This is a genomic window from Streptomyces sp. A0958, assembly GCF_004795035.1.
Lineage (GTDB): Bacteria > Actinomycetota > Actinomycetes > Streptomycetales > Streptomycetaceae > Streptomyces.
Genome location: NZ_SSBK01000034.1, coordinates 14,397 through 39,194 on the forward strand (window position 1 = coordinate 14,397; position 24,798 = coordinate 39,194).

Consider the following 24,798-nt stretch of genomic DNA (forward strand, 5'->3'; position numbering starts at 1 on the left):
CGGTCACAGCGCGGTGGAGCGCGCGCCGTGACCGGTGATCCGACGTCAGCTGTTCAGGGCGTCAGCTGCTCAGGGCGTCAGCAGGGGCCGCCGTCCGTCCAGACCGCCCAGGACCCCGGGGCGCCCGGTTCCGCGCCGGTCGAGTACCACTGCGACGTGTAGGTGTGGCCGTTGAACGAGACCTGGTCACCCGGTGCGTAGCTGGTGGTCGCGTTCCACGCCGGCAGGTTGCCGCAGCCCTGCGGCGGGTTGCCGCCGCCGGTGACGGTCCAGGTGAAGGCGGCCGTGCCCGTGGCGTTGCCGGTGTTCTTCGCGGTGACGGTCACGGCCGAGGTGCCCGCGGTGGTCGGGGTGCCGGTGATGCGGCCGGTGGAGGAGCTGATCGACAGACCCGCGGGCAGGCCGCTCGCGCTGTACGTGAGGGCCTGGCCGCCCGGGTCGCTCGCCTGGATCTGCAGGGAGACGGCGGTGCCGACGGCGCTCGTCTGGTTGCCGGGGTTGGTCACCGAGGGCGAACCGGGCTGGCTGCCGCAGGTGCCGGGCACCGGGTCCGCGCCGGTGACGCTGACCGCCGCCCAGGCCGCCGCGATGGTGTTGTACTCGGTGCAGTGGGCGCCGTAGAGGTCGGCCGCCGCCTTCAGCGAGTCGATGCGGGCCTGGTGGTAGTTCTCCCGGCTGTTCGCGTACGAGGCCAGCGCCTTGAACCAGATCTTGCCGACCTTGTCGTTGCCGATGCCGGTGACCGTGGAGTTGTCGCAGGTCGGGCTGTTGCCGTAGCCGTGGTTGCCGCTGCCGACGGCCGCGAGGAAGAACCAGTGGTTCAGCGGGCCCATCGAGTAGTGCGGGTCCAGACTGCCGTTGTTGCTCTTCCAGCAGTCGGGCGACGAGCCGTCCAGCGAGGGCTGGTTCATCCAGCGCAGCGGCTGGTTGTTGCCGCTGATGTTGATCAGCTCGCCCATGGTGTAGTCGGGCTTGTCCACCGGGCTGTTCGCGTAGAACTCCACCAGCGTGCCGAAGATGTCGCTGGTGCCCTCGTTCATGCCGCCGGTCTCACCGGTCTCGTCCCAGCCGGTGAGCGCACCGCTCACGCCGTGCGCCATCTCGTGGCCGGCGACATCGAGTTCGACCAGCGGGCGCTGGTTGCCCTGGCCGTCCCCGTACGTCATCTGGCTGCCGTCCCAGAAGGCGTTCACGTACGCGTTGCCGTAGTGGGTCCGCGAGGGCACGCCCCGGCCGTCACCGAAGATGCCGTTGCGGCCGTGGACGGTCTTGAAGTAGTCGAACGTCATAGCCGCCCCGTAGTGGGCGTCGGCGCCGGCCGACGCGGGGTCGCCGGTGGAGCCGTTGCCGAAGGTGCCGGTCGAGCTGGTGAAGACCGAACCGGTGCCGCTGGTGGCGTGGTTGAGGTTGGTCGTGTAGCCGTTGCCGTGCGACGGGTCCTGGAGGGTGTACCCACTGCCGGACTGCGTGACGTCGAGCGGTACCTGCCCGCTGTAGATGGTGCGGCCGGTGCCCGCGGTGGCGGCGGCGGCCGGGGTTGCGGCCGGGGTCTTGGCCGCGGTGGCCGTCCGGGCCGGGGCGCCGTTGCCGGAGGCCGCGAAGGTGGTCACCTCGTCGCTGGTGCGTACGACCTTCCCGGAGCGGGCGTCCACCAGGACGTGCAGCCGGCTCGGGGTCCGGTCGTCGCGCACCCCGCTGACCACGGTCTCCCAGACCAGGGTGGCGTCGTCATCGTTCAGCTGGACGGCCAGACGGGGCGCGGAGACCGAGTCGACCGAGCCCCGGAACGCCTTCTTCGAGAGCTGCGAGGCGCGGGGCGCGGCGAGTTCGGGTGTGGTGGACACAGAGGGCGTGGTCCGCGCCGCCGTGGTCAGCGACTCGTAGGTGCCGTCCTGCTTCAGGCGTACGACGACATCACCGCCGTACGCCGGCAGGCCCTTGTACGTGCGGTCGAACCGTACGGACGCGGAGCCGTCCCGGTCGACCACCAGGTTCCTGACGGAGAAGGCGTCCGAGCCGCTGCGGTGCGCGGCCTGCCCGTGGGCCGCCAGCGCCTTCTTCGCGTCGGCCTCGACGCCGGTGCGCACGGCGGCCGAGGGATTCGTCGTGTACGGGGCCGGGGCGAAGGCGTGGGGGCCTGCGGCCGGGGAGGGGGCGGGAGGCGCCGGGGCGGCCGTCGCGCCGGGGAGGGCGATGGCGGAAGCACACGCACAGGCCACAGTGGCCGTCAGAAGCCTCGCGGCTCTTCGTATGTACATAGGAACGGGGGTTTCCTTTCACCTCGTACAGGGGGTCCGGCCGCCGCCCCGCGGGGTGGTGGGGGCGGCGGCGCGGTGGGCAGGTGCGACGAACCGGCGGCGGCGCTCCGGTGGGGAGCGATGCCGACGCACGAGTGTGGGGAGCCGGCCGGCGCGGCTGCCAGGCACTGCGCGAATGCTGAGGGGTTTCCCTACGCGCGGTTCCCGGCGTGAAGTCGGCCTCCGATTGGACTGGACCAAATATGGGCAACGCTCTTGTCAGCGCGCGCACATGTGTGGAGGATTCTTCACGCGATCTCCGGAAGTGTCATGAATCTGACACGTCGCGAACGCGCCATGAGTGGGGTGTTCGGCGGATCGCGGCGAGTTCCACATCACTGGACCCATCACTGGACCCAAGGAGTCTCATGTTCGGGAAGCGCAGTGTGATCGGTACCGCAGCCGTTGCCATGGCCGCCGTCGGCGCGATGCTGACCTCGGCCCCCTCCGCCCAGGCGGCGCCGACCAACTGCACGGTCTCCTACGGGGGCGGTGCGGGCAGCACGATCTCCAGCCTGTGCACCGGCGGGACCGGGCACCACCGCATCCACGCGGTGCTCAACGCGCTGGACCCCCGGCTTCCGCAGCGGATCGTCCTCGGCGACTGGGCCCCCGTGGGCCAGGCGTCCGTCGCCACCAACCCGTGGGGCCCGGGTTACATCCAGTCGATCTGGTCGGAGACCGTCGACTGGTGACCGTGCGCGCGCACGACTGAGGGGCGGCCGCGCTCGCGCGGCCGCCCCTCAGGGGCTTGCGGCGGGATATGCGCAGGCCCGCCCAACATCATCACTTCGAGTGAAACTGTGGCCTGCGCTTGCGGTCCGGAACCCACGGTTGCGACGCTGTCGCAGTCTGTCAACCTCTTGGGGAGTGGCCTGTGGCTTTCGGTGAGCGGCCCGCCTATCTGCGTGTGGCGAGCGATCTGAGGGAGAAGATCGTCAACGGTTCGCTGCCGCCGCATACGCGCCTGCCGTCGCAGGCGCGCATCCGCGAGGAGTACGGGGTCTCGGACACCGTCGCGCTGGAGGCGCGCAAGGTCCTGATGGCCGAGGGACTGGTCGAGGGCCGGTCCGGCTCCGGTACGTATGTGCGCGAGCGCCCGGTCCCGCGCATGATCGAGCGCTCCGGCTTCCGGCCCGAGGCGGGCGCGGGCCCGTTCCGGCAGGAGCAGTCGGCCGAGGGCGCGCGCGGGACCTGGGAGTCGAGGAGTGAACAGGAGGACGCGAGCCCCGAGATCGCCGAGCGGCTCGGGATCGAACCGGGCGGCCGGGTGATGCGTACGCGCTACGTGTTCCGGGAGGCGGGCGAGCCGATGATGCTCTCCACCTCCTGGGAACCCCTCGCGATCACGGGGCGCACGCCCGTGATGCTGCCGGAGGAGGGCCCGTTGGGCGGCTGCGGGGTGGTCGAGCGGATGGCCGCCATCGACGTCGTCGTGGACAACGTGGCCGAGCAGGTCGGAGCGCGCCCGGGGCTGGCGGAGGAGCTCCTGGCGCTGGGCGGTGTGCCGGGCCATGTGGTGATGGCGATCGAGCGGACCTTCTACGCCTCGGGCCGGCCCGTCGAGACCGCCGACGTGGTGGTGCCCGCCGACCGTTACCGGGTCGGCTACCGGCTGCCCGTGAGGTGACCGCGTCCGGGCGGACGCCTGCGCCCGATTGTCATGTCCCGCTCTTGCTTGCGGTGCCGTAGGGGGCGGCGGGACTTCTGCGACGCCCTGGGGGCGCATCCGGCCGGATGCGCCCCCAGGGCGTTGATCCGTTCCTGGCTGGATCGGTGCCTCTTTGTGCAAAGTCGTATGCGGTGAGTGAAGGTCAGGCGTACGCTCGGGCATATGCGTACTGCGGTTTCCTGGGGTTCCTTAGAAGCGTGCACGTCGTTCAGGGGAGGGGCGCGATGCTCGGGAGAAACACGATGAGTGACAGCGGTGCCGTGCTCCCATGGCTGGTGATACGGCAGGACGACAACGGCAACCGCTACCGCGTGGGCAGGTATGCCACGCAGGACGAGGCCCAGCGGACGGCCGACAAGTTGCAGGACCGCGGCCACGAACAGCTCTACTGGGTGGAACGGATAGGGCAGGCCGCGCGACCCTAGTGCGCCGGTGCGTTGCCCGGTGAGGGTTTGACCCCCCGTGGGCTTTTTCAGGGGCCCCGGGGTGGGGCGTTACGCTCCCCGTCATGACTGATCGCGTGGTGGTGGCCGGGGCCGTCTACGACCGGGGGCGGCTGCTGGCCGCGCGCCGCAGCGCGCCGCCGGAGCTGGCCGGCCGCTGGGAGCTGCCCGGCGGCAAGGTCGAACCGGGGGAGAGCGGCGAACAGGCCCTCGTGCGCGAACTCCGCGAGGAGCTGGGCGTGGAGACGGAGCCTCTGGAGCGCATCCCCGGCGAATGGCCCCTGGCGCGCGGCTACGTCCTGCGCGTGTGGACCGCCCGGCTGGTGTCCGGCGTGCCCGCGCCCCTGGAGGACCACGATGAGCTGCGCTGGCTCGGGCCCGGCGAGAGCGACACGGTCGACTGGCTGGAGCAGGACCGGCCCGCCGTCGCGGAGGCCGTACGCCGACTGCCCGGCGCCGCCCCGCGCCAAGCCCGGAGCCGCCCCGCGCCAAGCACGGAGCCGCCCCGCGCCAAGCACGGAGCCGCCCCGCGCCAAGCACGGAGCCGCCCCGCGCTGAGCCCGGGGGCAGCCCCGAGCTGGGCCCGGCGCTCAGCACGGGGGTGGCCCGAGCTGAGCCCGGCGCCGCCCCGCGCTGTGCCCCGCGCGGAGCACGGGGGCGCGGCGTGCGGCGCATGCCCCTGGGCGGAGCGACCGAGGTGCGGTGCGTGGCGCCGCGTCTGTGCGCCCCCGCCTCCCGGGCACCCGTACGTGCGCACCGCCGTACACCCGTACGCCCCGCGTGTCGAGGGCGGCGGTATTTCAGCCTGATTATCGGGTATGTGCTGTTTAGCCCCCGCATGCAGGGCGTCACCGTTGCCGGCCCTGGGAGTGATCGGTGTGACCGATACCGAAGGCGACCGCGCCGAGTGGAGCTTTCCGGCTGTCCCCGGCGCCGTGCGCACCGCCCGGCACGCCGTTCAGGACACGCTGCGCTGCTGGGGGCTCGACGCCGCCGTCGGCGACGAGGCGGTTCTGCTGGTCAGCGAGCTGGTGACCAACTCCATGCGTTACACGGACGGTCCCATCGGGGTGCGCCTCATGCGCCCGTGCCCCGACGGGGACCGCTCCGGCGCCCACCCCGGACTCCTGGTGGAAGTCTCCGATCCGCTTCCGGAACCGCCCACCGCACGTGCGCCGGGGCCCGAGGACGAGAGCGGCAGAGGACTCCAGCTCGTGGCCTGCGCGGCCCGGCGCTGGGGGACCAGGCGGGGAAAGAGCGGCAAGACGGTGTGGTTCGAGCTGGCCCTGCCTGGTTAGGAGTGAGGTGGGACGCACAGCGATCACCGGAGGTCGGGCAGAACCTGGCTGAAAGGGACTGAGACCGTGCTGTGATCGTGAACGCCGTGCCGGACGGGGCCGTAGTGCTGAATACTGCGGGCATGACCGGTCCGGTGTGTGAGCTGGAGGGGACGGTCGCGTGAGCGAAATACCTGGGACAGCGGGCGACGTCGTGTGGCAGAGCAGTCCGCCCGGCTCGATCTACGACTACATCAGAGTCGCCTCCTTCTCGATCGGGCCCGACGGCCTGATCGAGCAGTGGAGCCGCCGGGCCGCCGGTCTCTTCGGCGTTGCCGCGCACCAGGCGGTGGGCAAGGACCCGGTCGAGGCGTTCCTGCCCGGCGAGATGCGCCGGGAGGGCCGCCGCCGGATCGGCGAGGTGCTCGACGGCAAGGAGTGGACGGGCCTCGTCCCCTTCCGGATGCCCGGCGAGGACGGTGTGCACGGGCTCGCCGAGATCTATGTGATGCCCAGTGAGACGGCCACGGGCGAGCGGGCGGCCGTCTGCATCGTCGTGGACGTCCGCGCGCTGCGCCGGATCGAGACGGATCTCGCCGCCTCGCAGGCGATTTTCGGCCAATCTCCTTTCGGTTTCGTCCTCTTCGGCACCGACCTCACCGTCGTACGGGCCAACGAGCGGTTCGCCACCGTCTTCGGCGGCCGGCCCGACGACCACCGCGGGCGCACCGTCGGCGACTACCTCGCCGGCGCGGAGGCGGATCGGCTGACGGCCACCCTCGAACGGGTCCTGGAGACGGGCAACTCCGTCACCGACCTCCAGCTCGTCGGCATGGCCCCGGGCGACACCGAGCGCCGCCACTGGTCGATGAACCTCTACCGGGTGCACAGCGGATCGGGCCGCCCCACCGGCATCGCCGGCCTCGCCACCGACGTGACCCGGCGTCACACGGCCGCCCGAGAAGCCGCCAGCGCCCGCCGCAACCTCGCCCTGCTCAACGAGGCGAGCGCCCGCATCGGCAACTCCCTGGACCTGGAGACCACCGCCCGCGAACTCCTCGACGTCGCCGTCCCCGTCTTCTGCGACCTCGCGTCGGTCGACCTCTACCAGGCACTCCTCACCGGCGACGAGGCGGCGCCCGGCAGCTGGAGCCCGCTGGCGGGGGAAGCGATCGGCGGTTCCGCCGAACTGCGCCGCGTCGCCTTCGCCAGTGCCGTGTCGGACGCCCTGCCCGCCCCCGCCGCGTCCGACTCCGGCCCGCCGGGCGCCGCCGCCGGGCCCCCCGCGCTCGGCGCCGTGCACCGCTACCCCTCCGGCTCGCCCTGCGCCGTCGCCCTGCGCACCGGCCGGGTGGCGGACGTGCCGGGCGACGACCGGGGCTTCGTGCAGTCCACGCTCGCCGTGCCGATGGTCGCCCACGACACCGTGGTCGGCCTGGTTCGGTTCTCCCGTACGAAGGGCAGCGAGCCGTTCGACGACCGGGACCGGGCCCTGGCCACCGAGCTGGCCGCCCGCGCCGCCGTCTGCATCGACAACGCCCGCCTCTACCGCCGCGAGCACGAACGCGCCCTGATCCTCCAGCGCAGCCTGCTCCCCCCGGGCGACCCCGAGGCCGCCGGGCTCGACATCGCCTGCCGCTATCTGCCGGGCAACACCGCCACCGAGGTGGGCGGCGACTGGTTCGACGTGATCGAGCTGCCCGGGCACCGCACCGCCCTCGTCGTCGGTGACGTGATGGGCCGCGGGCTGCGCGCCGCCGTGGCCATGGGCGAACTGCGCACCGCCGTCCGCACCCTGGCCCTGCTCGACCTGGAGCCCGCCGAGGTGCTGTCCGCACTGGACGAGGTCGCCCGGGGGCTCGGCACCCCCGGCGCGGCCTCCTCGTCCGGCGGCGGGGGAGCCCAGTGGCCCGCGCGGGCCGCGCACAAGTCCCGCGAGGCCGACCTCTCCGAGGTGTACCTCGCGACCTGCGTCTACGCCGTCTACGACCCGGTCACCCGGCGCTGCACCTTCGCCAACGCCGGCCACCTGCCGCCCGTGGTGGTCGAGCCGGGCGAGGCCGCGCTGCTCCTCGACGTACCGCCCGGGATGCCGCTCGGCGTCGGCGGTGAACCCTTCGAGGAGGTCGAGGTCGAGCTCAAGGAGGGCGCACTGCTGGCTCTTTACACCGACGGTCTCGTCGAGTCGCGCGACCACCCGCTGGACGAGGGCCTTGCCGCGCTCCGCGACGCCCTGGTCGAACCGGCCCGCCCGCTCGAAGACGTCTGCGACCGCGTACTGACCTCGCTCGACACCCGGCACGGCGAGGACGACATCGCGCTGCTGATGGCCCGCATCCAGGGCCTGCCCACCGAGGCCGTCGGCGACTGGCGGCTGCCCCGCGAGCTCCGCTCGGTCGGCCGCGCCCGCGAACTGGCCCGCGACCAGCTGACCGCCTGGGGCCTGGAGGAGCTGGTGGACACCACCGAACTCCTGGTCAGCGAGCTGGTCACCAACGCCCTGCGGTACGGCGAGGGGGAGATCCGGCTCCGGCTGCTGCGCGACCGCACCCTGGTCTGCGAGGTGTGGGACGCCGGTCTCGTCCAGCCCAGGCGCCGGCGTGCCCGCGACACGGACGAGGGCGGGCGCGGCCTCCAGCTGGTCGGCCTCCTCAGCGCGGCCTGGGGGGCCAGGCGGACCCCGCGCGGCAAGACCGTCTGGTTCGAGCTCCCGCTGCCGGACGGCCGGCCGGCCGCCGAGCGCTCGGTGGAGGAACTGCTCAGCATGTTCTGAGACCGCCCCCGGCGCCCCGGGCGCGCTTCACTTCGTGGTCTTCAGCGCGGCGAGGCGCGCCTCCACCTCGGCGCTGTCACCGAGCGCGTCCAGCTGCTCGAACTGGGCGTCCAGCGAGGAGGCGGCCAGCTCCTGCTTGCCGAGCGCCTTAGCCTCCTCGCGCCGCACCTTGTCCTCGAACCGGCTGAGCTCGCTCGTCGGGTCGAGGACGTCGATGTTCTTGGCGGAGTCCATCATCCGGTTCTGCGCCTGGGCGGACTTGGCGCGCGCCACCAGCTCGTCCCGCTTGGCCTTCAGCTCCGCCAGCTTCGCCTTCATCTGGTCCAGGCCCGCCTTGAGCTTGTCGACCACCTCGGTCTGCGCGGCGATGGTCGGCTCGGCGGTCCTCGCCTCCTTCTCCGCCTGGAGCTGGCGGCCGAGCGCGACCTTCGCCAGGTTGTCGAACTTGTCGGCCTCGGGGCCCGATCCGCCCGCCCGCAGCTCGTCGGCCTTGCGGCTGGCGGCGAGCGCCTTGCCGCCCCACTCCTTCGCCGCCTCGACGTCCTCGACGTGGTCCTGCTCCATCAGGCGCAGGTTGCCGATGGTGGCGGCCACCGCCTGCTCGGCCTCCGCGATGTTGGACGTGTAGTCGCGGATCAGCTGGTCCAGCATCTTCTGCGGGTCCTCGGCCTGGTCGAGCAGGGCGTTGATGTTGGCCTTCGCCAGCTGGGTGACGCGGCCGAGAACGGTCTGCTTGCTCATGGCACCTCTCCTGTGTGTCCGGTCCTGCTGCTCAGTGCGGGCGTGGGAGTGAGGGGGTGGGAGTGCGGTGAAGGGTGAGGGGGCGGGCGTACGCGTGGGGCCGGGGGCGTACGCGTGGGGCCGGGGTCGTACGCGTGGGGCCGGGGTCGTTCAGAAGCGGCCGCCTCCGCCGCGCCGGCCGCGGGTGCCCCCGCCGCCGAAGCTCCCCGGCCCGCCGCCCCCGCCGAACCCGCCCCCGAAGCCGCCGCCTCCGAAACCGCCCCCGCCGAAGCCGCCGCCCCGGCCGCCGCCTCCGCCCAGGAGCCCGCCGAGGAGGATTCCGCCGAGGACCGCGCCGCCCATGCCCCCGCCGCCCCCGCCCGCCATGCCGCCGGGACCGCCGCGGCCCCCGTACCCGCGTACGTCCTGCTCGGCGAGGCTGCGCGCCTCGCCGGCCAGCGCGTCCGCCCGGTGCGCCTCGGCCAGCGCGGCCTGCGGGTCGTCGGTGCCCGCCAGTTCGCGGGCCCGCTCAAGCCGGCGCTGCGCCTCCGCGAGCCGGGTCCTGGCCTGGCTGCCGACCGCGCCCCGGTTCGTGGCGACGAAGTCGGCGGCGGCGCCGACCGCCGAGCGCGCGGTGAGCATCGCCTGGTCGAGCAGCGAGCGGGCCCGCACATCGCCCTGCTCCCGTTCGCGCGCACCGGCCAGCGCCTCGTCCAGCGCCGCGTCCGCCTCCTCGACCCGGCGCAGCGCGTCGATCGGGTCGTACCGGCCGGCGTCCTGTTCCCCGCGCACATCGCCGGCCACCGACCGCGCGCGGGCGATCCGGCCCCTCAGGTCCGCGGTGGACACCCCCGGCGCCGTGCCTTCGAGCAGGCCGCCCGCGTCCGCGAGGTCCGTCTCCATCTCGGTCAGCGCGGCGGGCAGCCTGTCCGCCGCCTCGTCCAGTTCCCGCGTGCGCCGCTCGACGCCGTCCACGAGGGTGCCGGCCTGGCCGATCGCGCCCTCGGTGGCCCGTACGTAGACGGCCGCGGCCGCGTGGTCGCCGCCGTCCACCGCCTGCCGGGCCCGGTTGAGCGAGGAGGTGGCGAAGACCAGCCGGTCCTTGGCCTGTTCGACGTCGCCGGCGACGGGGGCCGAGGCCCCTTCCGCGTACCGCTCGCGCATCGCGGCGAGCGCCGCCTGGGCCGCCGAGGCCCGGCCGGTCAGCTCGCGGAACGCGGTCTCGGCGGTGGCCAGGGCCTGCGGGGCGTCCCGCTCCAGCTCGCGCAGCCGGTCGAAGTCCTCGGAGACCGCGTCGAGGCGGCCGTCGGCGTCCGCGCAGCGGCTGATGATCTCGTCCAGCATCCGCCGACGGGTCGCGTCGTCCTCCGGGAAGGCGTCGTCGAGCTGCTGGCGCAGCCGGAACGCGGCCGTCAGCTCGCCCTTGGCGTAGGCCACCGCCTCGGTGAACGGCGCGGCGGCCTCTTCCCCGAACTGGGCGGTGGCGAACCCGAGTTCCTCCTCGCTCGTGTGCACCGCGTCGTCGGTGGCGACGAGCGTCTCCTTGGCTCGGGCGTCGAGTTCGGGCAGCGGGGTGGGCGGCGGCCCCGCCCCGGCCCGGCCCGGCCCGGCCGGCCCCCAGCCCGTGGCGCCGGGCGTCGTACGGGTGGTGGCGCGCCGCCTGCGCCGGAGGAAGGCGTACGCGGCGAGAACCGCGACGGCGCCGACGAGGACGATCGGCAGCAGGAGGTCGCCGGTGCCGGTCCCGCCGGAGCGCGCTCCGGGGTCGTCGGCGCCCGGGGTGATCGCCGGGGTGGGCACGGCCTCGCCGGCCAGGACGGCCGTGTATCCGTCGGCGGCCCCGATCGCGGCGCCCGCCCAGTCGTGCTGCCTGAGCGCCGGTTCGACGGCGGTGTTCGCCACGTCCTGGAGCTGCGCGTCGGTGAGGCGGGAGTCCTGGTCGACGGAGTAGGCGTACTGGCGGTCATGGGTGGCGACGGCCAGCAGGACGTCGTCGCGGCCGAGCCCGTTGCGGTCGGCCGTATCGTCGGCCCAATCCTGCGGGGAGCGCCCGGAGAAGTCGCGGACGTACGCCACGAAGAGCTGGACGCGGCGCTTGTCGTAGAGCCGGTCGAGCGCCGTGACCACCTGGGACCTGCGGTCGCCGAGCGCGCCCACCCTGTCGGTGATCTGCCCGTCGCGGGACAGTGTGATCGGTCCGTCGGCGCGTGCGGGCGGCGCGGGGGCCAGGGCCAGCCAGCACACCGTCAACAGCACGGCGAGCAGCGCCCGGCCCGGTATGAGAATCCGGGTACGGCTCACAGGCGGCGTCACGTTTGTGAGGCTATGTCCACCTCCGTGGGCCCGCGACCCGACCGGGGGCCCGCGCCGGCGACCGGCTTCCGGAGGCCCGCCCCGGCACGAAAAACGGCTCGGCTCCGCCGCGCCGACTCCATACTGTCGCGCTCATGACTTCCTTTGCGCACGACTACCCCTTCGATCCCGCCTACGGGCACACCCTCGACCGCCTGAGAACGATCCCCGCGCCGCCCGCTCCGGACGACTTCGCCGATTTCTGGCTGGAGCGGTACGCGGCGGCCCGCGCGGTCGCCACCGATCCGGAGCTGGGCCCGCTGGAGGAGGAGCGCGACGGGGTGCGCATCCACCGGGTGAGCTACACGTCGGTGGGCGGGGTGCGCCTGGGCGGCTGGCTGGCCCTGCCTGCGGACACGGACCCGGGGGAGCCGGCGCGCCACGGCTTCGTCATCGGCCACGGCTACGGCGGCCGGGCCGAGCCGGGGCCGGATGTGCCGCTGCCCCTGCCCGCGTCGGCGGCGATCCTGCCCTGCGTACGGGGCATGGGGGAGCGGGGCAGGGTGGCGGGCATCCCCGACCAGGCCGACGGCCACGTGCTGCACGGCATCGCGTCGCGCGACACGTATGTCATCGGCGACTGCGTGGCGGACCTGTGGTGTGCGGCCTCCGCGCTCCAGGAGCTGGTCCCGGAGCTGGCCGGTACGGGCAGGCTGGGATATCTGGGAGAGAGCTTCGGCGGCGGGCTCGGGGCGCTGGCCCTGCCGTGGGACGAGCGGTTCGCGGCGGTGCAGCTGACGGTGCCCACGTTCGGGAACCACCCGCTGCGGCTCACGCTGCCGTGCGTGGGGAGCGGGGAGTCGGTGCGCGGGCACCACGGCGAGCACCCCGAGGTGACGGAGGTGCTGCGGTACTTCGACGCGGCGACGGCCGCCGCGTTCCTGGAGCGGCCGGCGCTGGTGGCGGCGGCCCTGTTCGACCCGGCCGTGCCGCCGCCGGGGCAGTTCGCGGTGCACAACGCGCTCGCCGGGGAGCGGGAGCTGCTGGTGGTGCCGGCCGGACACTTCCTGTACGAGGGGATGGAACAGGACATCGCCGAGCTGGGGAAGGCGCGACGGGAGTTCTTCGGGAAGTGGCTGGAGCGGTAACGCGGTGGCGCGGCGCGTGGAATGACAGGCCACCTTGCAAGGTGGCCTGTCATTCTCGTACGGTGAATGTATGACGCAAGCATTCGAGGGGCAGCCCGCCGATCCCTCCGCCGAAGAGGTGGCGAACCAGCTGGCCTCGGTGGTCGGCCGGCTGCTGCGGCGGCTGCGTTCCTCGTCCTCGGAGTCCCTGCTGACGCCGACCCAGCGCTCGGTGCTGGCCCGGCTGGACGACGGCGGCGCCGCGACCACGGCGGACCTGGCCCGCGCCGAGTTCGTACGCCCCCAGTCCATGCGGCTGACCCTGGGCGCGCTGGAGGGGCAGGGGCTCGTGGAGCGGGCGCCGCACCCGGCCGACGGGCGTAAATCGGTCATGTCGATCACGGACGCCGGGCGCACCGTGCTCGCCAGGGTCAGGGCCGCCAAGCGGAACTGGCTGGCCGAGGCCGTCGCCGCCGAGCTCGACGGCCACGAGCGGCGCGCGGTCGCGGAGGCCGTTGCCCTGATCGAGCGCCTGGTCGGTTCGTGACCGGTCGCGACGTGCTGCCCGGGGCGATACGCGCGGCGCGCCGCCCGCAGCGGACGGCGCCCGACGCCGGGTTCAGTGCCCGGCTCACCGCCCCGCTGCTGCTCGGCTCGCTCCTCAACCCGCTGAACACGACCATGATCTCCACCGCCCTGGTGGCGATCGGGCACCACTTCTCCATCGGCGCGGCCGACACCGCCTGGCTGATTTCCGTCCTCTACCTCGCCAGTGCCGTCGCCCAGCCCGTCCTGGGCCGGCTCGCCGACGTCCTCGGGCCGCGCCGGGTGTTCCTGGCCGGCCTGGTCGTCGTCATCGCCTCCGGACTGGTCGGCACGTTCGCGCAGGGCTTCGGCCAGCTGATCGTGTCGCGGCTGCTGCTCGGCATCGGTACGTCGGCCGCCTACCCGGCCGCGATGGCGGTGCTGCGCGACGAAGCGGCCCGGGTCGGGCGGGTCACCCCGCGCCCCGTGCTGGCCCGGCTCTCCTTCGCGGCGCTCGGCAGCGCGGCGGTCGGGCCCACGCTCGGCGGGCTGCTGGTCATGACGGCCGGCTGGCGCGGGATCTTCGCCGTCAACGTGCCCGTCGCTTTGATCGCCCTCGGCGCGGCCCTGCTCTGGATTCCCGCCGACCCGCCGCGCGAGCCCACCGCCGGAGCCCGCGCACCCCGGCTGGGCCTCGACCCCCTGGGCATCGGCCTTTTCGCCACCGCGCTGACCGTGCTGGCCTTCTTCCTGCTCGACCTCGCCCACCCGCTGTGGTGGCTGCTCGCGCCGTTCGCCGCGCTGAGCGGGGTACTCGTGTGGTGGCAGCTGCGCGCCCCCGCCCCCTTCATCGACCTGCGGATGCTGGCGGGAAACGCCGCGCTCTCGCGTACGTACCTGCGGCACGGAATCAGCTACCTGCTGATCTACTGCGTGATGTACGGATACACCCAGTGGCTGGAGGAGGCCCGTGGCTACTCGTCCGGGCACACCGGGCTGCTGATGCTGCCGATGTCCCTCGCCGCGCTGGTCTGCTCGCTGCTGGGCGCCCGTACGAAGGGCATACGCGGCCCGCTCGTGCTGGCCTGCGTCCTGCTCACCGCCGGAGCCGGGCTGCTGTTCCTGCTGTCCGGCGACTCACCGGTCGCCGTGCTGCTGCTGGCCGGGGCCTGCTTCGGCATCCCGCAGGGGCTGATCGGTACGAGCAACCAGGCGGCCGTCCAGACCTACGCACCGCCCGAATCCGTCGGCTCCGCGGCCGGCCTCCAGCGCACCGCCCAGTACATAGGGGCCATCACCGCCTCCAGCCTCATCGCCCTCGCCTACGGGCAGTCGGCCGGAGACCGGGGCCTGCACCTGATGGCCGCCGTCGCCGCCGTACTGGGCGTCCTGCTCATCGTCCTCACCCTCACCGACCGCGCCCTGCGCGGCCGTACCTGATCCCGCGCCGGCCCGTCCGGCGCACCCCACCACCCCCGAGGAGCACCACCATGACCGCCACCGTTCTCGACCCGAAGACCGCGCTGATCGTCGTCGACCTCCAGAAGGGCATCACCGGCCTGCCCGGCGCCCACCCCACCGCCGACGTCATCGCACACGCCGCGACCCTCGCCGACGCCTTCCGGGCCAAGGACCTCCCGGTCGTCCTGGTCCGCGTCACCGGCGGCGCCCCCGGCCGCACCGAGGGCCCCGCCCGCTCCGGCAAGCCGGCCGCCGACTGGGCGGAGATCGTCGCGGAGCTGGGCCCGCGCGAGGGCGACATCGTCGTCACCAAGCAGCAGTGGGGCGCCTTCTACGGCACCGACCTCGACCTCCAGCTGCGCCGCCGGGGCGTCACCCAGGTCGTGGTGGCCGGGATCGCCACCAGCATCGGCGTCGAGTCCACCGCCCGCTCGGCGCACGAGCACGGCTACCACGTCACCCTCGCCACGGACGCCATGACCGACATGAGCGCCGAGGCCCACGACAACAGCGTCGAGCGGATTTTCCCGCGCCTCGGCGAGACCGCCACCACGGAGGAGATCGTCAAGCTGCTGGGCTGAGTACCGGGTCCTCACCCGTGCGGCGGAGCGCCGTGGCCGGCCGGCCACGGCGCTCCGCCGCACGGGTGAGTTTTCGGACGGCTGCGCCGTGTCGGCGCCACCTTCTCGCGCGGGGGCGCCTTCAGTGGAGGGACGGAATCAGTGTGATCAGCTGCAAATGCAACCAAATACGCACAATCCGGCCCCTTCAGGTGCGGGGTGGGCCGGGCCGTCCCCGGAGGTATCAGCCATGTCCCACGTCGGCGTCCCGCGCGGGACGGCCCGAAAGCGCCGCTCGCTCGCGCTCCTCACCACGGGCGTGCTCACGATCCCCGTGCTGGCCGGGTGCAGCTCGGGCGGGGAGGAGACGGCCGCCTCCGTCGTCGTCCCGCAGGACGTGGCTCCCGCCGCCCGCTCCCGGGTCGCCGAGGGCGGCAAGGTCACCTGGGCGATCGACGCGATGCCCGCCACCCTCAACGCCTTCCAGGCGGACGCCGACAGCGCCACCACCCGGATCACCGGAGCCCTGCTGCCGACCCTCTTCCCGCTCGACGCCAAGGGCATGCCGCAGCTGAACCCGGACTACCTGGAATCCGCGAAGGTCGTCGAGCACGAACCCCGGCAGGTCGTCGTCTACCGGATCAACCAGCAGGCGGTCTGGAGCGACGGCCGCGAGATCGGGGCACCGGACTTCGTCGCCCAGTGGCGCGCCCTGAGCGGCAAGGACTCCGCGTTCTGGACCGCCCGCAACGCCGGATACGAGCGCATCGAGAAGATCGAGCGCGGCTCCGACGACCTGGAGGTCAAGGTCACCTTCGCCAAGCCGTACGCGGACTGGCGCTCACTGTTCTCCCCGCTGTACCCGAAGCAGGTGACCGGTTCCCCGGACGCCTTCAACGACGGGGCGCGGGCCACGATCAAGGAGACCGCCGGGCCGTTCCGGCTGCGCGAGGTGGACAAGAAGACCGGGTCCGTCACGCTGACCCGCAACCCGCGCTGGTGGGGCAGCCCCGCCAAGCTCGACTCGCTCGTCTTCAAGGCGGTCAAGCCCGAGGACCGCACCGACGCGCTGACCGAGGGCAAGGTCGACGTCGCCGACATCGACGCGTCCGCCGCCCACCGCATCGTCCAGGCGGCCCGCGAGGGCGCCGGCGGCGCACAGCCCGCCGCCGGCCCCGGCGCCGAGCTGACCCCGGCCGCGGCGCTGCGCTCCTGGGCGATCGCGCACGGCTCCGACGAGGAAGCGGCCGAGAAGGAGCAGGAGGCCAGGGACGACAAGGCCGAGGCCGCCGAGGCGTACGCCACCGAGCAGAGCGGGCTGCGCGCCTACGCCGTCCGCAAGTCGCTGGAGCCCGCCTACACCCAGCTCGCGCTGAACGGCGAGACCGGGCCGCTCGCCGACGACCGGGTGCGCCGGGCCGTGGCCCGCGCCCTGGACCGCCAGGAACTCGCCGACACCGTACTCAAGCCGCTCGGCCTGCCCGCACAGCCGCTCGGCAGCCACCTCGCCCTCGCCGGGCAACCCGCGTACAAGGACGGCAGCCAGGCGCTCGGCGGCCAGGACACCGAGCAGGCCCAGGCGCTGCTCGCGGACGCGGGCTGGACGCGCGAGGGCGCCCTCAAGAGGAACGACGGCACCAAGGCCGGCAGCGAGGGCGAGAAGCAGAAGAAGGACGCGGAAGACAAGAAGGCCGAGGACAAGAAGGCGGACGGGAAGAAGGCCGAGGACAAGAAGGGCGAAGAGAAGAAGGCCGGGGCCGGGGACGACGGGAAGGCTGACCGCGCCGCCGCGGGCGAGCCCTCCGCCGACGAGGGCCTGTACATCGTCGGCGACGACAACAAGCCCGGCGAGGCCGCGGACGCCGTCCACGTCATCGCCGCCGCCCCCGCCGCCGCGGCCCAGAGCGCCGCCCTGCTGCGCCAGGCCGCGCACCTCGGCGACACCGGCACCTCCGAGGACGCCCGGGACGTGGTCCGGGCCCAGGACCGGCAGCCCGGCGGCGCCGCCGGCGCCTACGCCCCGGCCGGCACCGCGGCCCCGGCCCAGGCCGCGGACGTGGCCCGCGGGCCGCTCGGCAAGGACGGCAAGCCGCTGAGCCTGCGCTTCGTCCTGCCGTCCGGGCCCGGCTCCGCCGCCCTGCGCGGCGTCGGGGAGAAGATCGCGGAGATGCTCGACACGATCGGCATCCGCACGGTGATCACCAAGGTCTCCGACGAGAGCTACTTCCGCGACCACGTCGCATCCGGCGACTACGACATGGCCCTCTACTCCTGGCCCGCCACCGCCTACCCGGCCACGGACGACCGCCCGATCTTCGCCAAGCCGGTGCCCGCGACCGACGGCTCGCTGCTGGTCGAGCAGAACTACACCCGCGTCGGCACGGACCACATCGACCAGCTCTTCGACCAGGCGGTCTCGGAGCTGGACGAGAAGACGGCCCGGGACCTGATGAAGCAGGCGGACGCCCGGATCTGGGCCGCCGCAGGATCGATTCCCCTCTTCCAGCGCCCCCAGCTCGTCGCGGTCGACAAGAAGCTCGTGAACGTCGGCGCCTTCGGCTTCGGGGTGCCGCACTACCAGGACATCGGCTACAAGGCCCCGCAGGCGGCGGGCGCCCCGGCCCACCCCGAGAGGTAGCAGGTCGGTACCGACCTCTGAAGTTGCTCAAGTCCCGCGTCCGTGTGGCCCGCCCGGGGGACCATGTTCGCGACCACCGGGGAAATGCCCCGGAAGAGCTGTTCACGGGGGCGGGAACATGAAGTCGACGCGGGTACTCACCACTGCGGTCGCCGTGGCTGTCGCGGGACTCCTCGCGGCCACGAGCGGCTGCTCCTCGGCGCCGGACGGGCCCGAGGCGGGCGCGAAGCCGGCGCCGGCCGGTTCGCCGGCGACCGCGACGGCAGGCGCGGCGCAGGCCTCGGTCCACGAGGAGCCGGCCTGCACGGACGGCAGGTACACCTGGTTCAACATGCAGAAGCATTCCGTACTGAACGGCGTCACCGACGTGCAGCGGATCTCTGCCAAGGGCGACAAGATGGTCAGGATGACCAAGCCGATGCGGCGGCTGCGCACGGACCAGGCGTCCCTGGAGTCCGACGACCCGAAGCTGGACCCGCACGCCGTGCTCTTCGCGCTGGGCGTGCACCTCGGCCTCGCGGACAAGGGGGACGACCCGCAGGACTGGTCGGGGCTGGGCGAGCCGGGGGCGTACGCGCCTCTCGACGAGGGCGGCGGCGAGGCCGGCGGCATTGATGCGCCGCTGGTGAACTTCAGTGGCGTCACCCTGGTCGAGACGGATTTCCGGTACACCTGCGGAAGCGGTATGAACCGGGAGTCGACCACCGGACACGTGCTGACATGGTCCAGCTCGGGCGGTGGAACCCTCAGCTGCGACGAGCCCCTGTCCAAGAAGGCCTCGGCCGCGGCACACGAGGCCCGGCGGCTTTCCTGCGGGCGGTAGTTCCATTGCCCGGCAAGCCGCAGTGGTGGCTGCCCCGTACCATGGGAGGAGCCGTGGCGTGTCCGCCCGGCGGGCGTACGAGGACTCAAGACCGACTAAGACGCCTGATCCCCGAACCGAGAGAAGCGCAAGCCACCCATGCCCACGCGCCACGACATCCGTAACGTAGCCATCGTCGCCCACGTCGACCACGGCAAGACCACTCTGGTCGACGCCATGCTCAAGCAGGCCGGCTCCTTCGCCGCACACGCTGCCGAGTCGCTCGACGAACGCATGATGGACTCGAACGACCTGGAGCGTGAGAAGGGCATCACGATCCTGGCCAAGAACACGGCCGTGAAGTACCACCCCAAGGATGGCGGCGACGTCATCACGATCAACATCATCGACACCCCCGGCCACGCCGACTTCGGCGGTGAGGTCGAGCGCGGCCTGTCGATGGTGGACGCGGTCGTGCTGCTGGTCGACGCCTCCGAGGGCCCGCTGCCGCAGACCCGGTTCGTGCTGCGCAAGGCGCTCACGGCGAAGCTGCCGGTCATCCTCTGCATCAACAAGACGGACCGGCCGGACTCCCGGATCGCCGAGGTCATCGACGAGACGTACGACCTCTTCCTGGACCTGGACGCCGACGAGGACCAGATCGAGTTCCCGATCGTCTACGCCTGCGCCCGCGACGGTGTCGCCTCGCTGACCAAGCCGGAGGACGGCACGGTCCCGCAGGACAGCACCAACCTGGAGCCGTTCTTCAGCACCATCCTCTCCACGGTCCCGGCCCCCGAGTACGACGAGGACGCCCCGCTCCAGGCGCACGTCACCAACCTCGACGCCGACAACTTCCTCGGCCGTATCGCGCTCTGCCGCGTCGAGCAGGGCGAGCTGCGCAAGGGCCAGACGGTCACCTGGATCAAGCGCGACGGTACGCAGTCCAACGTCCGGATCACCGAGCTGCTGATGACCGAGGCGCTCACCCGCAAGCCGGCCGAGAAGGCGGGGCCGGGCGACATCTGCGCCATCGCCGGTATCCCGGACATCATGATCGGCGAGACCCTGGCCGACACCGAGAACCCGATCGCGCTCCCGCTGATCACGGTCGACGAGCCGGCCATCTCGATGACCATCGGCGCCAACACCTCGCCGCTCGTCGGCAAGGGCGGCAAGGGCCACAAGGTCACCGCGCGCCAGATCAAGGACCGTCTCGACCGCGAGCTGATCGGTAACGTCTCGCTGCGCGTCCTGGAGACCGAGCGTCCCGACGCGTGGGAGGTCCAGGGCCGCGGTGAGCTGGCGCTCGCCATCCTGGTCGAGCAGATGCGCCGCGAGGGCTTCGAGCTGACCGTCGGCAAGCCGGAGGTCGTCACCAAGCAGATCGACGGCAAGACGCACGAGCCGATCGAGCGCATGACGATCGACTCGCCCGAGGAGCACCTCGGCGCCATCACGCAGCTGATGGCGTCCCGCAAGGGCCGCATGGAGACGATGACGAACCACGGTTCGGGCTGGGTCCGCATGGAGTGGATCGTCCCGTCCCGCGGCCTCATCGGCTTCCGTACGGAGTTCCTGACCCAGACCCGCGGCACGGGCATCGCGCACTCCATCTTCGAGGGCCACGAGCCCTGGTTCGGCGAGCTGCGCACCCGTCACAACGGCTCGCTGGTCGCGGACCGTTCGGGCACGGTGACGCCGTTCGCGATGGTCAACCTCCAGGAGCGCGGTGTCATCTTCACCGAGGCCGGCACCGAGGTCTACGAGGGCATGATCATCGGCGAGAACTCGCGCGCCGACGACATGGACGTGAACATCACCAAGGAGAAGAAGCTCACCAACATGCGTGCGGCCTCCGCCGACACCACGGAGAACGTGGTGCCGGCCCGCAAGCTGTCGCTGGAGCAGTCCCTGGAGTTCTGCCGCGACGACGAGTGCATCGAGGTGACCCCGGAGACCGTACGTATCCGCAAGGTCGTCCTGGACCAGAAGGAGCGCGGCCGCGCCGCGTCCCGCGCCAAGCACAACTGACCCGCCACCGGTAGGCCGTTTCCGGCCGACGATCCGTCAGCGCCAGGCATTGCAGAAGGCCAGGGCCCTCACAGAGACTGTGGGGGCCCTAGGGGCGTTTGTTTGGATCATGCTGGGCCCGGTCAACCGGTTTTACGGGTTTCTGTCCAGCATCTGAGACAAAAGCGTCCGATTATCGGGTGTCGCTCTCCGAAACATGTGTTAACAGTCCGTTTCGGGGGTGTCTGTCTGGGATCACTTTGTCCGGATTTTGGTCCGCATGAGTGACGGATGTTGTCAAACCGAGACCCTTTAAGTGTGGTTTACGGCCCAGACGTACTTAATAGTTGGCTCCGTTGAGCTCGGGTCAATGGGTCACGCACTGTGGGGAGTGCGCCGACTCACGAGCACACTAAGGGCACTGAAACGATCACCGTCAGGGGTGTCGGTGTATCGACCCAGTGCCCTTCTTGTAGTCAAAAGTGGACTCATGAGGAGGAAACCCATGCGTGGTGCCAAGAGCGCCAAGTGGGTCGCGGGAGCGGCCATCATCGCCCTGGCTGCGACTGCCTGTGGCGGCGGCGACGACGACGCCGACAAGGGCAAGGGCGGCGCCAAGGGCGCTGTCAACGCCGACGGCATCTTCTCCGTCGAGGTCGGTGAGCCGCAGAACCCGCTGCAGCCGGCCAACACGATGGAGTCGAACGGCAGCATCGTCACGGACGCGATCTTCTCGCAGCTGGTCGACTACGACCAGTCCGGCAAGCTTGAGATGATCAACGCGGAGTCTGTCGAGACCAAGGACAGCAAGCTCTGGACGGTCAAGCTCAAGAAGGACTGGAAGTTCCACGACGGCACCCCCGTCACGGCCGAGTCCTACATCAAGGCCTGGAACTGGGCCGCCAACATCAAGAACAACCAGACCAACGCGTCCTGGTTCGGCGACATCAAGGGCTTCGCGGACGTCCACCCCGACGACGCGAAGGCCAAGCCGAAGTCGGACAGCATGTCCGGTCTGAAGAAGGTGGACGACTACACGTTCACCATCGAGCTCAACGCCCCGCTCCCGTACTTCTCGTACAAGCTCGGCTACACGGTCTTCTCCCCGCTGCCCGAGTCCTTCTACGCCGACCCGAAGGCCGCCGGCGAGAAGCCGGTCGGCAACGGCGCGTACAAGTTCGTCAGCTGGGACCACAAGAAGCAGATCAAGGTCGTCCGCAACGACGACTACAAGGGTGCCGACAAGGCGAAGAACGGTGGTGTGATCTTCAAGAACTACACCACCCTCGAGACCGCCTACGAGGACCTGAAGTCCGGCAACGTCGACGTGCTGCGCCAGATCGGCCCGAAGGACCTGCCGGTCTACCGGTCCGACCTCGGTGACCGTGCGGTGGACAAGGCGTACTCCGCGATCCAGACGATCGCCGTCGCCTTCTACACCGACCAGTGGAAGAACATCGACCCGAAGGTCCTCCAGGGCCTGTCGATGGGCATCGACCGCGACACGATCACCAAGACCGTGCTGCAGGGCACCCGCGAGCCGGCCACCGGCTGGGTCGCCAAGGGCGTCCTCGGCTACGAGCCGAACGCCACGGGCGACGTCACCAAGTACGACCCGGCCAAGGCCAAGGCCCTCATCAAGGAGGGTGGCGGTGTCCCGGGCAACAAGATCTCGATCCAGTTCAACGCCGACGGCGGCCACAAGGAATGGGTCGAGGCGGTCTGCAACAGCATCACGCAGTCGACCGGTGTCAAGTGCACCACCGACTCGAAGGCCGACTTCCAGGCGGACACGAACGCGCGTGACGCCAAGGAGGTCAAGTCCCTGTACCGCTCCGGCTGGGTGCTCGACTACCCGGTGAACGCGAACTTCATCTCGGACCTGTTCCGGACCGGCGCCGCCGGTAACCAGGGCGACTTCTCCAACAAGGGCCTGGACGCGGAGATCAAGAAGGCCGACTCCGCGGCTTCCCTCGACGAGTCCGTTGCCGCGTACCAGAAGATCGAGAAGGAGCTGGTGAACTACATGCCCTCCATCCCGCTCTGGTACTACAAGGTCAACGCCGGTTACTCGGAGAAGGTCCAGAACGTGGACTACGCGCAGGACGGCGACCCGATCCTGACGCAGATCGAAGTCAAGAAGTAACCACACCGACGTAGTCCGCGCGCACGCGCGGGACCGGCACTGAAAGCCCGGTCCGCGCCTGCCCGCACGGCAGTGGCCGGGGGGCCCTTCCATGCAACCGACGACCCACAGGGGGACTCGGTGCGGGGGAGGGCCCGTCGGCTGCCGCCTGCCTATTACATGGAGGCATGATGGGGCGCTATGTCGCACGACGACTGCTCCAGATGATCCCGGTCTTCCTCGGGACAACGCTGCTGATCTTCCTGATGGTCTACACGCTGCCCGGCGACCCCGTGCGCGGGCTCTTCGGGGACAAGGGTGTCGATCCGGCCACACTGGCGAGACTTCGCCATGAAAAGGGCCTCGATCTGCCGATCCTGCAGCAGTACTGGAATTACATGACAGGCATCGTCCTGCATTTCGATTTCGGTGATCAGATAGCCAGCGGACGTCCCGTCACGGACGTCCTCGGCGACGCGTTCCCCGTCACCCTCCGGCTGGCCGGCATGGCGTTCGTCCTCGAGATCGTCGTCGGCATCGGCCTCGGCACCATCGCGGGTCTGCGGGCCGGCCGGCTCACCGACAACGTGATCCTGGTCTTCACCCTGCTGATCATCTCGATCCCGGTGTTCGTCCTCGGCTTCATCATCAAGGCGGTGTTCGCCTTCCAGCTCGGCTGGATCGATCCGAACGTGTCCATTGACGCCAAGTGGAGCGAGTTGCTGGCGCCCGCCATCGTGCTGGGATCACTCTCACTCGCCTATGTAGCGAGACTTACGCGTACGACGATGGCCGAGAACCTGCGCGCCGACTACATGCGCACCGCCATCGCCAAGGGACTTCCCAAGCGACGCATCGTCGGTGTGCACCTGATGCGCAACTCGCTGATCCCCGTCATCACCTTCCTTGGCACCGACCTCGGTGCCCTGATGGGCGGCGCGGTCGTCACCGAGGGCCTGTTCAACGTCAAGGGCATCGGTGGCACGATCTACGAGTCGATCCAGAAGCGCGAAGGCACGACCCTCGTCGGCCTCGTCACCATCCTGGTGCTCGTTTACCTGCTCATGAGCCTCATCGTCGACCTGCTGTACGCGGTCCTGGACCCGAGGATCCGTTATGCCTGACGTGACCAAGACCGCCCCCGCGCCCGAGGACGCCAAGGCGCCCCTCGCGGACCCGTCGGCGACGGTGAAGGCGGAGAAGGCCCGCAGCCTGTGGGGCGACGCCTGGCGGGACCTGCGTTCCAACTGGTACTTCATCGTCTCGTCGGTCCTGATCGTCATCCTTCTCGTGATGGCGGTCTTCCCCGGCCTGTTCACCAACGCCTCGCCGACCTCGGCCGACCTGGTGCACCACTACCTGGGCAAGCCGGAGCTGAGCAAGATCGGCTCCGAGGGCTGGCTCGGCTACGACGGCCAGGGCCACAGCGTCTACGCGCGTGTCATCTACGGCACCCGAGCCTCGATCACTGTCGGCGTCTGCGTCACGCTCCTGGTGACGCTCTTCGGCGGACTGATCGGCATGCTCGCCGGCTACTTCGGCGGCTGGGTCGACGCCCTGCTCTCCGGCTTCTTCACCAACGTCTTCCTCGGCATCCCCTTCCTGCTGGGCGCCATGGTCGTCCTCCAGGCGTTCACCGAGCGGAAGGTCTGGGTGGTCGTCTTCGCCCTGGCGTTCCTCGGCTGGACCCAGATCGCGCGTGTCATGCGCGGTGCGGTGATCGTGATCAAGCAGTCGGACTACGTGCAGGCCGCCAGAGCGCTGGGCGCGGGCACCAACCGGATTCTCTTCCGGCACATCCTGCCCAACGCCATGGCCCCGGTGATCGTGGTTGCCACCATCTCGCTCGGTGTCTACATCTCCGCCGAGGCGACCCTGTCCTACCTCGGTCTGGGTCTCGCCGACCCGACGATCTCGTGGGGCATGGACATCTCCGGTGGTTCCGCCCAGATCCGCGTCGCGCAGCACATCCTGCTGTACCCGTCGATCATGCTCAGCATCACCGTTCTGGCGTTCATCATGCTCGGCGAAGCCGTCCGCAACGCCCTCGATCCGAAGTCGCGATAAGGAGGG

The 24,798-nt window shown here is 71.3% G+C and carries 19 protein-coding genes and 1 pseudogene; 16 read left to right on the forward strand and 4 right to left on the reverse strand.

What is annotated here, in order from left to right; all coding sequences use genetic code 11:
• Window positions 1-77 precede the first annotated feature (77 nt).
• The gene (locus E6P78_RS26220; RefSeq protein WP_136206121.1) at window positions 78-2,258 is read right to left on the reverse strand and encodes a M4 family metallopeptidase; all 2,181 of its coding nucleotides are present in this window, start codon (window positions 2,256-2,258) and stop codon (window positions 78-80) included.
• A 407-nt stretch (window positions 2,259-2,665) separates the two neighbouring features.
• On the opposite strand from E6P78_RS26220, the gene E6P78_RS26225 reads away from it, so the two are divergent.
• The 6 genes and pseudogenes from E6P78_RS26225 (at window position 2,666) to E6P78_RS26250 (ending at window position 8,462) form a co-directional block, all read left to right on the forward strand.
• Window positions 2,666-2,992: a hypothetical protein gene (locus E6P78_RS26225; RefSeq protein ID WP_136206122.1), complete on the forward strand. Its 327-nt coding sequence runs from the start codon at window positions 2,666-2,668 to the stop codon at window positions 2,990-2,992.
• A 182-nt stretch (window positions 2,993-3,174) separates the two neighbouring features.
• Complete coding sequence (locus E6P78_RS26230; protein ID WP_136206123.1) at window positions 3,175-3,927, forward strand: GntR family transcriptional regulator; 753 nt, start codon at window positions 3,175-3,177, stop codon at window positions 3,925-3,927.
• 284 nt (window positions 3,928-4,211) lie between these two features.
• Window positions 4,212-4,394 (forward strand): SPOR domain-containing protein, encoded by a 183-nt coding sequence (locus E6P78_RS26235; protein ID WP_136206124.1) that lies wholly within the window; start codon window positions 4,212-4,214, stop codon window positions 4,392-4,394.
• Between the two features lie 83 nt (window positions 4,395-4,477).
• Window positions 4,478-4,861 (forward strand): annotated as a pseudogene (locus tag E6P78_RS26240) ((deoxy)nucleoside triphosphate pyrophosphohydrolase); the annotation flags it as partial.
• Between the two features lie 420 nt (window positions 4,862-5,281).
• The gene (locus E6P78_RS26245; protein WP_136206163.1) at window positions 5,282-5,710 is read left to right on the forward strand and encodes an ATP-binding protein; all 429 of its coding nucleotides are present in this window, start codon (window positions 5,282-5,284) and stop codon (window positions 5,708-5,710) included.
• A 193-nt stretch (window positions 5,711-5,903) separates the two neighbouring features.
• On the forward strand, window positions 5,904-8,462 hold the full coding sequence (locus E6P78_RS26250; protein WP_136206164.1) for a SpoIIE family protein phosphatase: 2,559 nt from the start codon (window positions 5,904-5,906) through the stop codon (window positions 8,460-8,462).
• Window positions 8,463-8,489: 27 nt separating this feature from the next.
• On the opposite strand, the gene E6P78_RS26255 is transcribed toward E6P78_RS26250, so the two are convergent.
• Together E6P78_RS26255 and E6P78_RS26260 are read right to left on the reverse strand one after the other, a co-directional pair.
• Window positions 8,490-9,203, reverse strand: coding sequence for a PspA/IM30 family protein (locus tag E6P78_RS26255; RefSeq protein ID WP_136206125.1), 714 nt, complete (start codon window positions 9,201-9,203; stop codon window positions 8,490-8,492).
• A gap of 150 nt (window positions 9,204-9,353) precedes the next feature.
• On the reverse strand, window positions 9,354-11,483 hold the full coding sequence (locus E6P78_RS26260) for a TPM domain-containing protein (protein ID WP_136206165.1): 2,130 nt from the start codon (window positions 11,481-11,483) through the stop codon (window positions 9,354-9,356).
• 146 nt (window positions 11,484-11,629) lie between these two features.
• On the opposite strand from E6P78_RS26260, the gene E6P78_RS26265 reads away from it, so the two are divergent.
• The 5 genes from E6P78_RS26265 to E6P78_RS26285 all read left to right on the forward strand — a co-directional run bounded on the left by E6P78_RS26265 (window position 11,630) and on the right by E6P78_RS26285 (window position 17,785).
• Window positions 11,630-12,622 carry an acetylxylan esterase gene (locus tag E6P78_RS26265; protein ID WP_136206126.1) on the forward strand — a complete coding sequence of 331 codons (993 nt, stop codon included), beginning with the start codon at window positions 11,630-11,632 and terminating at the stop codon, window positions 12,620-12,622.
• A 70-nt stretch (window positions 12,623-12,692) separates the two neighbouring features.
• Window positions 12,693-13,148, forward strand: coding sequence for a MarR family transcriptional regulator (locus E6P78_RS26270; protein ID WP_136206127.1), 456 nt, complete (start codon window positions 12,693-12,695; stop codon window positions 13,146-13,148).
• Window positions 13,149-13,159: 11 nt separating this feature from the next.
• On the forward strand, window positions 13,160-14,566 hold the full coding sequence (locus E6P78_RS26275; protein ID WP_136206166.1) for an MFS transporter: 1,407 nt from the start codon (window positions 13,160-13,162) through the stop codon (window positions 14,564-14,566).
• A 50-nt stretch (window positions 14,567-14,616) separates the two neighbouring features.
• Entirely contained in the window at window positions 14,617-15,168 is a 552-nt protein-coding gene (locus tag E6P78_RS26280; RefSeq protein WP_136206128.1) for an isochorismatase family protein, read from the forward strand.
• A gap of 229 nt (window positions 15,169-15,397) precedes the next feature.
• Complete coding sequence (locus E6P78_RS26285) at window positions 15,398-17,785, forward strand: ABC transporter family substrate-binding protein (RefSeq protein WP_136206129.1); 2,388 nt, start codon at window positions 15,398-15,400, stop codon at window positions 17,783-17,785.
• Window positions 17,786-17,887: 102 nt separating this feature from the next.
• On the opposite strand, the gene E6P78_RS26290 is transcribed toward E6P78_RS26285, so the two are convergent.
• Window positions 17,888-18,118, reverse strand: coding sequence for a hypothetical protein (locus tag E6P78_RS26290; RefSeq protein WP_136206130.1), 231 nt, complete (start codon window positions 18,116-18,118; stop codon window positions 17,888-17,890).
• Here E6P78_RS26290 and E6P78_RS26295 point away from each other — a divergent pair.
• From E6P78_RS26295 to E6P78_RS26315, 5 genes are all read left to right on the forward strand, one after another.
• Window positions 18,117-18,608, forward strand: coding sequence for a hypothetical protein (locus E6P78_RS26295; protein ID WP_240799384.1), 492 nt, complete (start codon window positions 18,117-18,119; stop codon window positions 18,606-18,608). The two genes, E6P78_RS26290 and E6P78_RS26295, sit on opposite strands and share 2 nt — an antisense overlap.
• A gap of 138 nt (window positions 18,609-18,746) precedes the next feature.
• Window positions 18,747-20,621: a translational GTPase TypA gene (gene typA, locus E6P78_RS26300; protein ID WP_136206131.1), complete on the forward strand. Its 1,875-nt coding sequence runs from the start codon at window positions 18,747-18,749 to the stop codon at window positions 20,619-20,621.
• A gap of 484 nt (window positions 20,622-21,105) precedes the next feature.
• Window positions 21,106-22,746: an ABC transporter substrate-binding protein gene (locus E6P78_RS26305; RefSeq protein ID WP_136206132.1), complete on the forward strand. Its 1,641-nt coding sequence runs from the start codon at window positions 21,106-21,108 to the stop codon at window positions 22,744-22,746.
• A gap of 170 nt (window positions 22,747-22,916) precedes the next feature.
• Window positions 22,917-23,849: an ABC transporter permease gene (locus E6P78_RS26310; protein WP_136206168.1), complete on the forward strand. Its 933-nt coding sequence runs from the start codon at window positions 22,917-22,919 to the stop codon at window positions 23,847-23,849.
• Window positions 23,842-24,792: an ABC transporter permease gene (locus E6P78_RS26315; protein WP_136206133.1), complete on the forward strand. Its 951-nt coding sequence runs from the start codon at window positions 23,842-23,844 to the stop codon at window positions 24,790-24,792. The genes E6P78_RS26310 and E6P78_RS26315 overlap by 8 nt, the downstream gene beginning before the upstream one ends.
• Window positions 24,793-24,798: the final 6 nt, after the last annotated feature.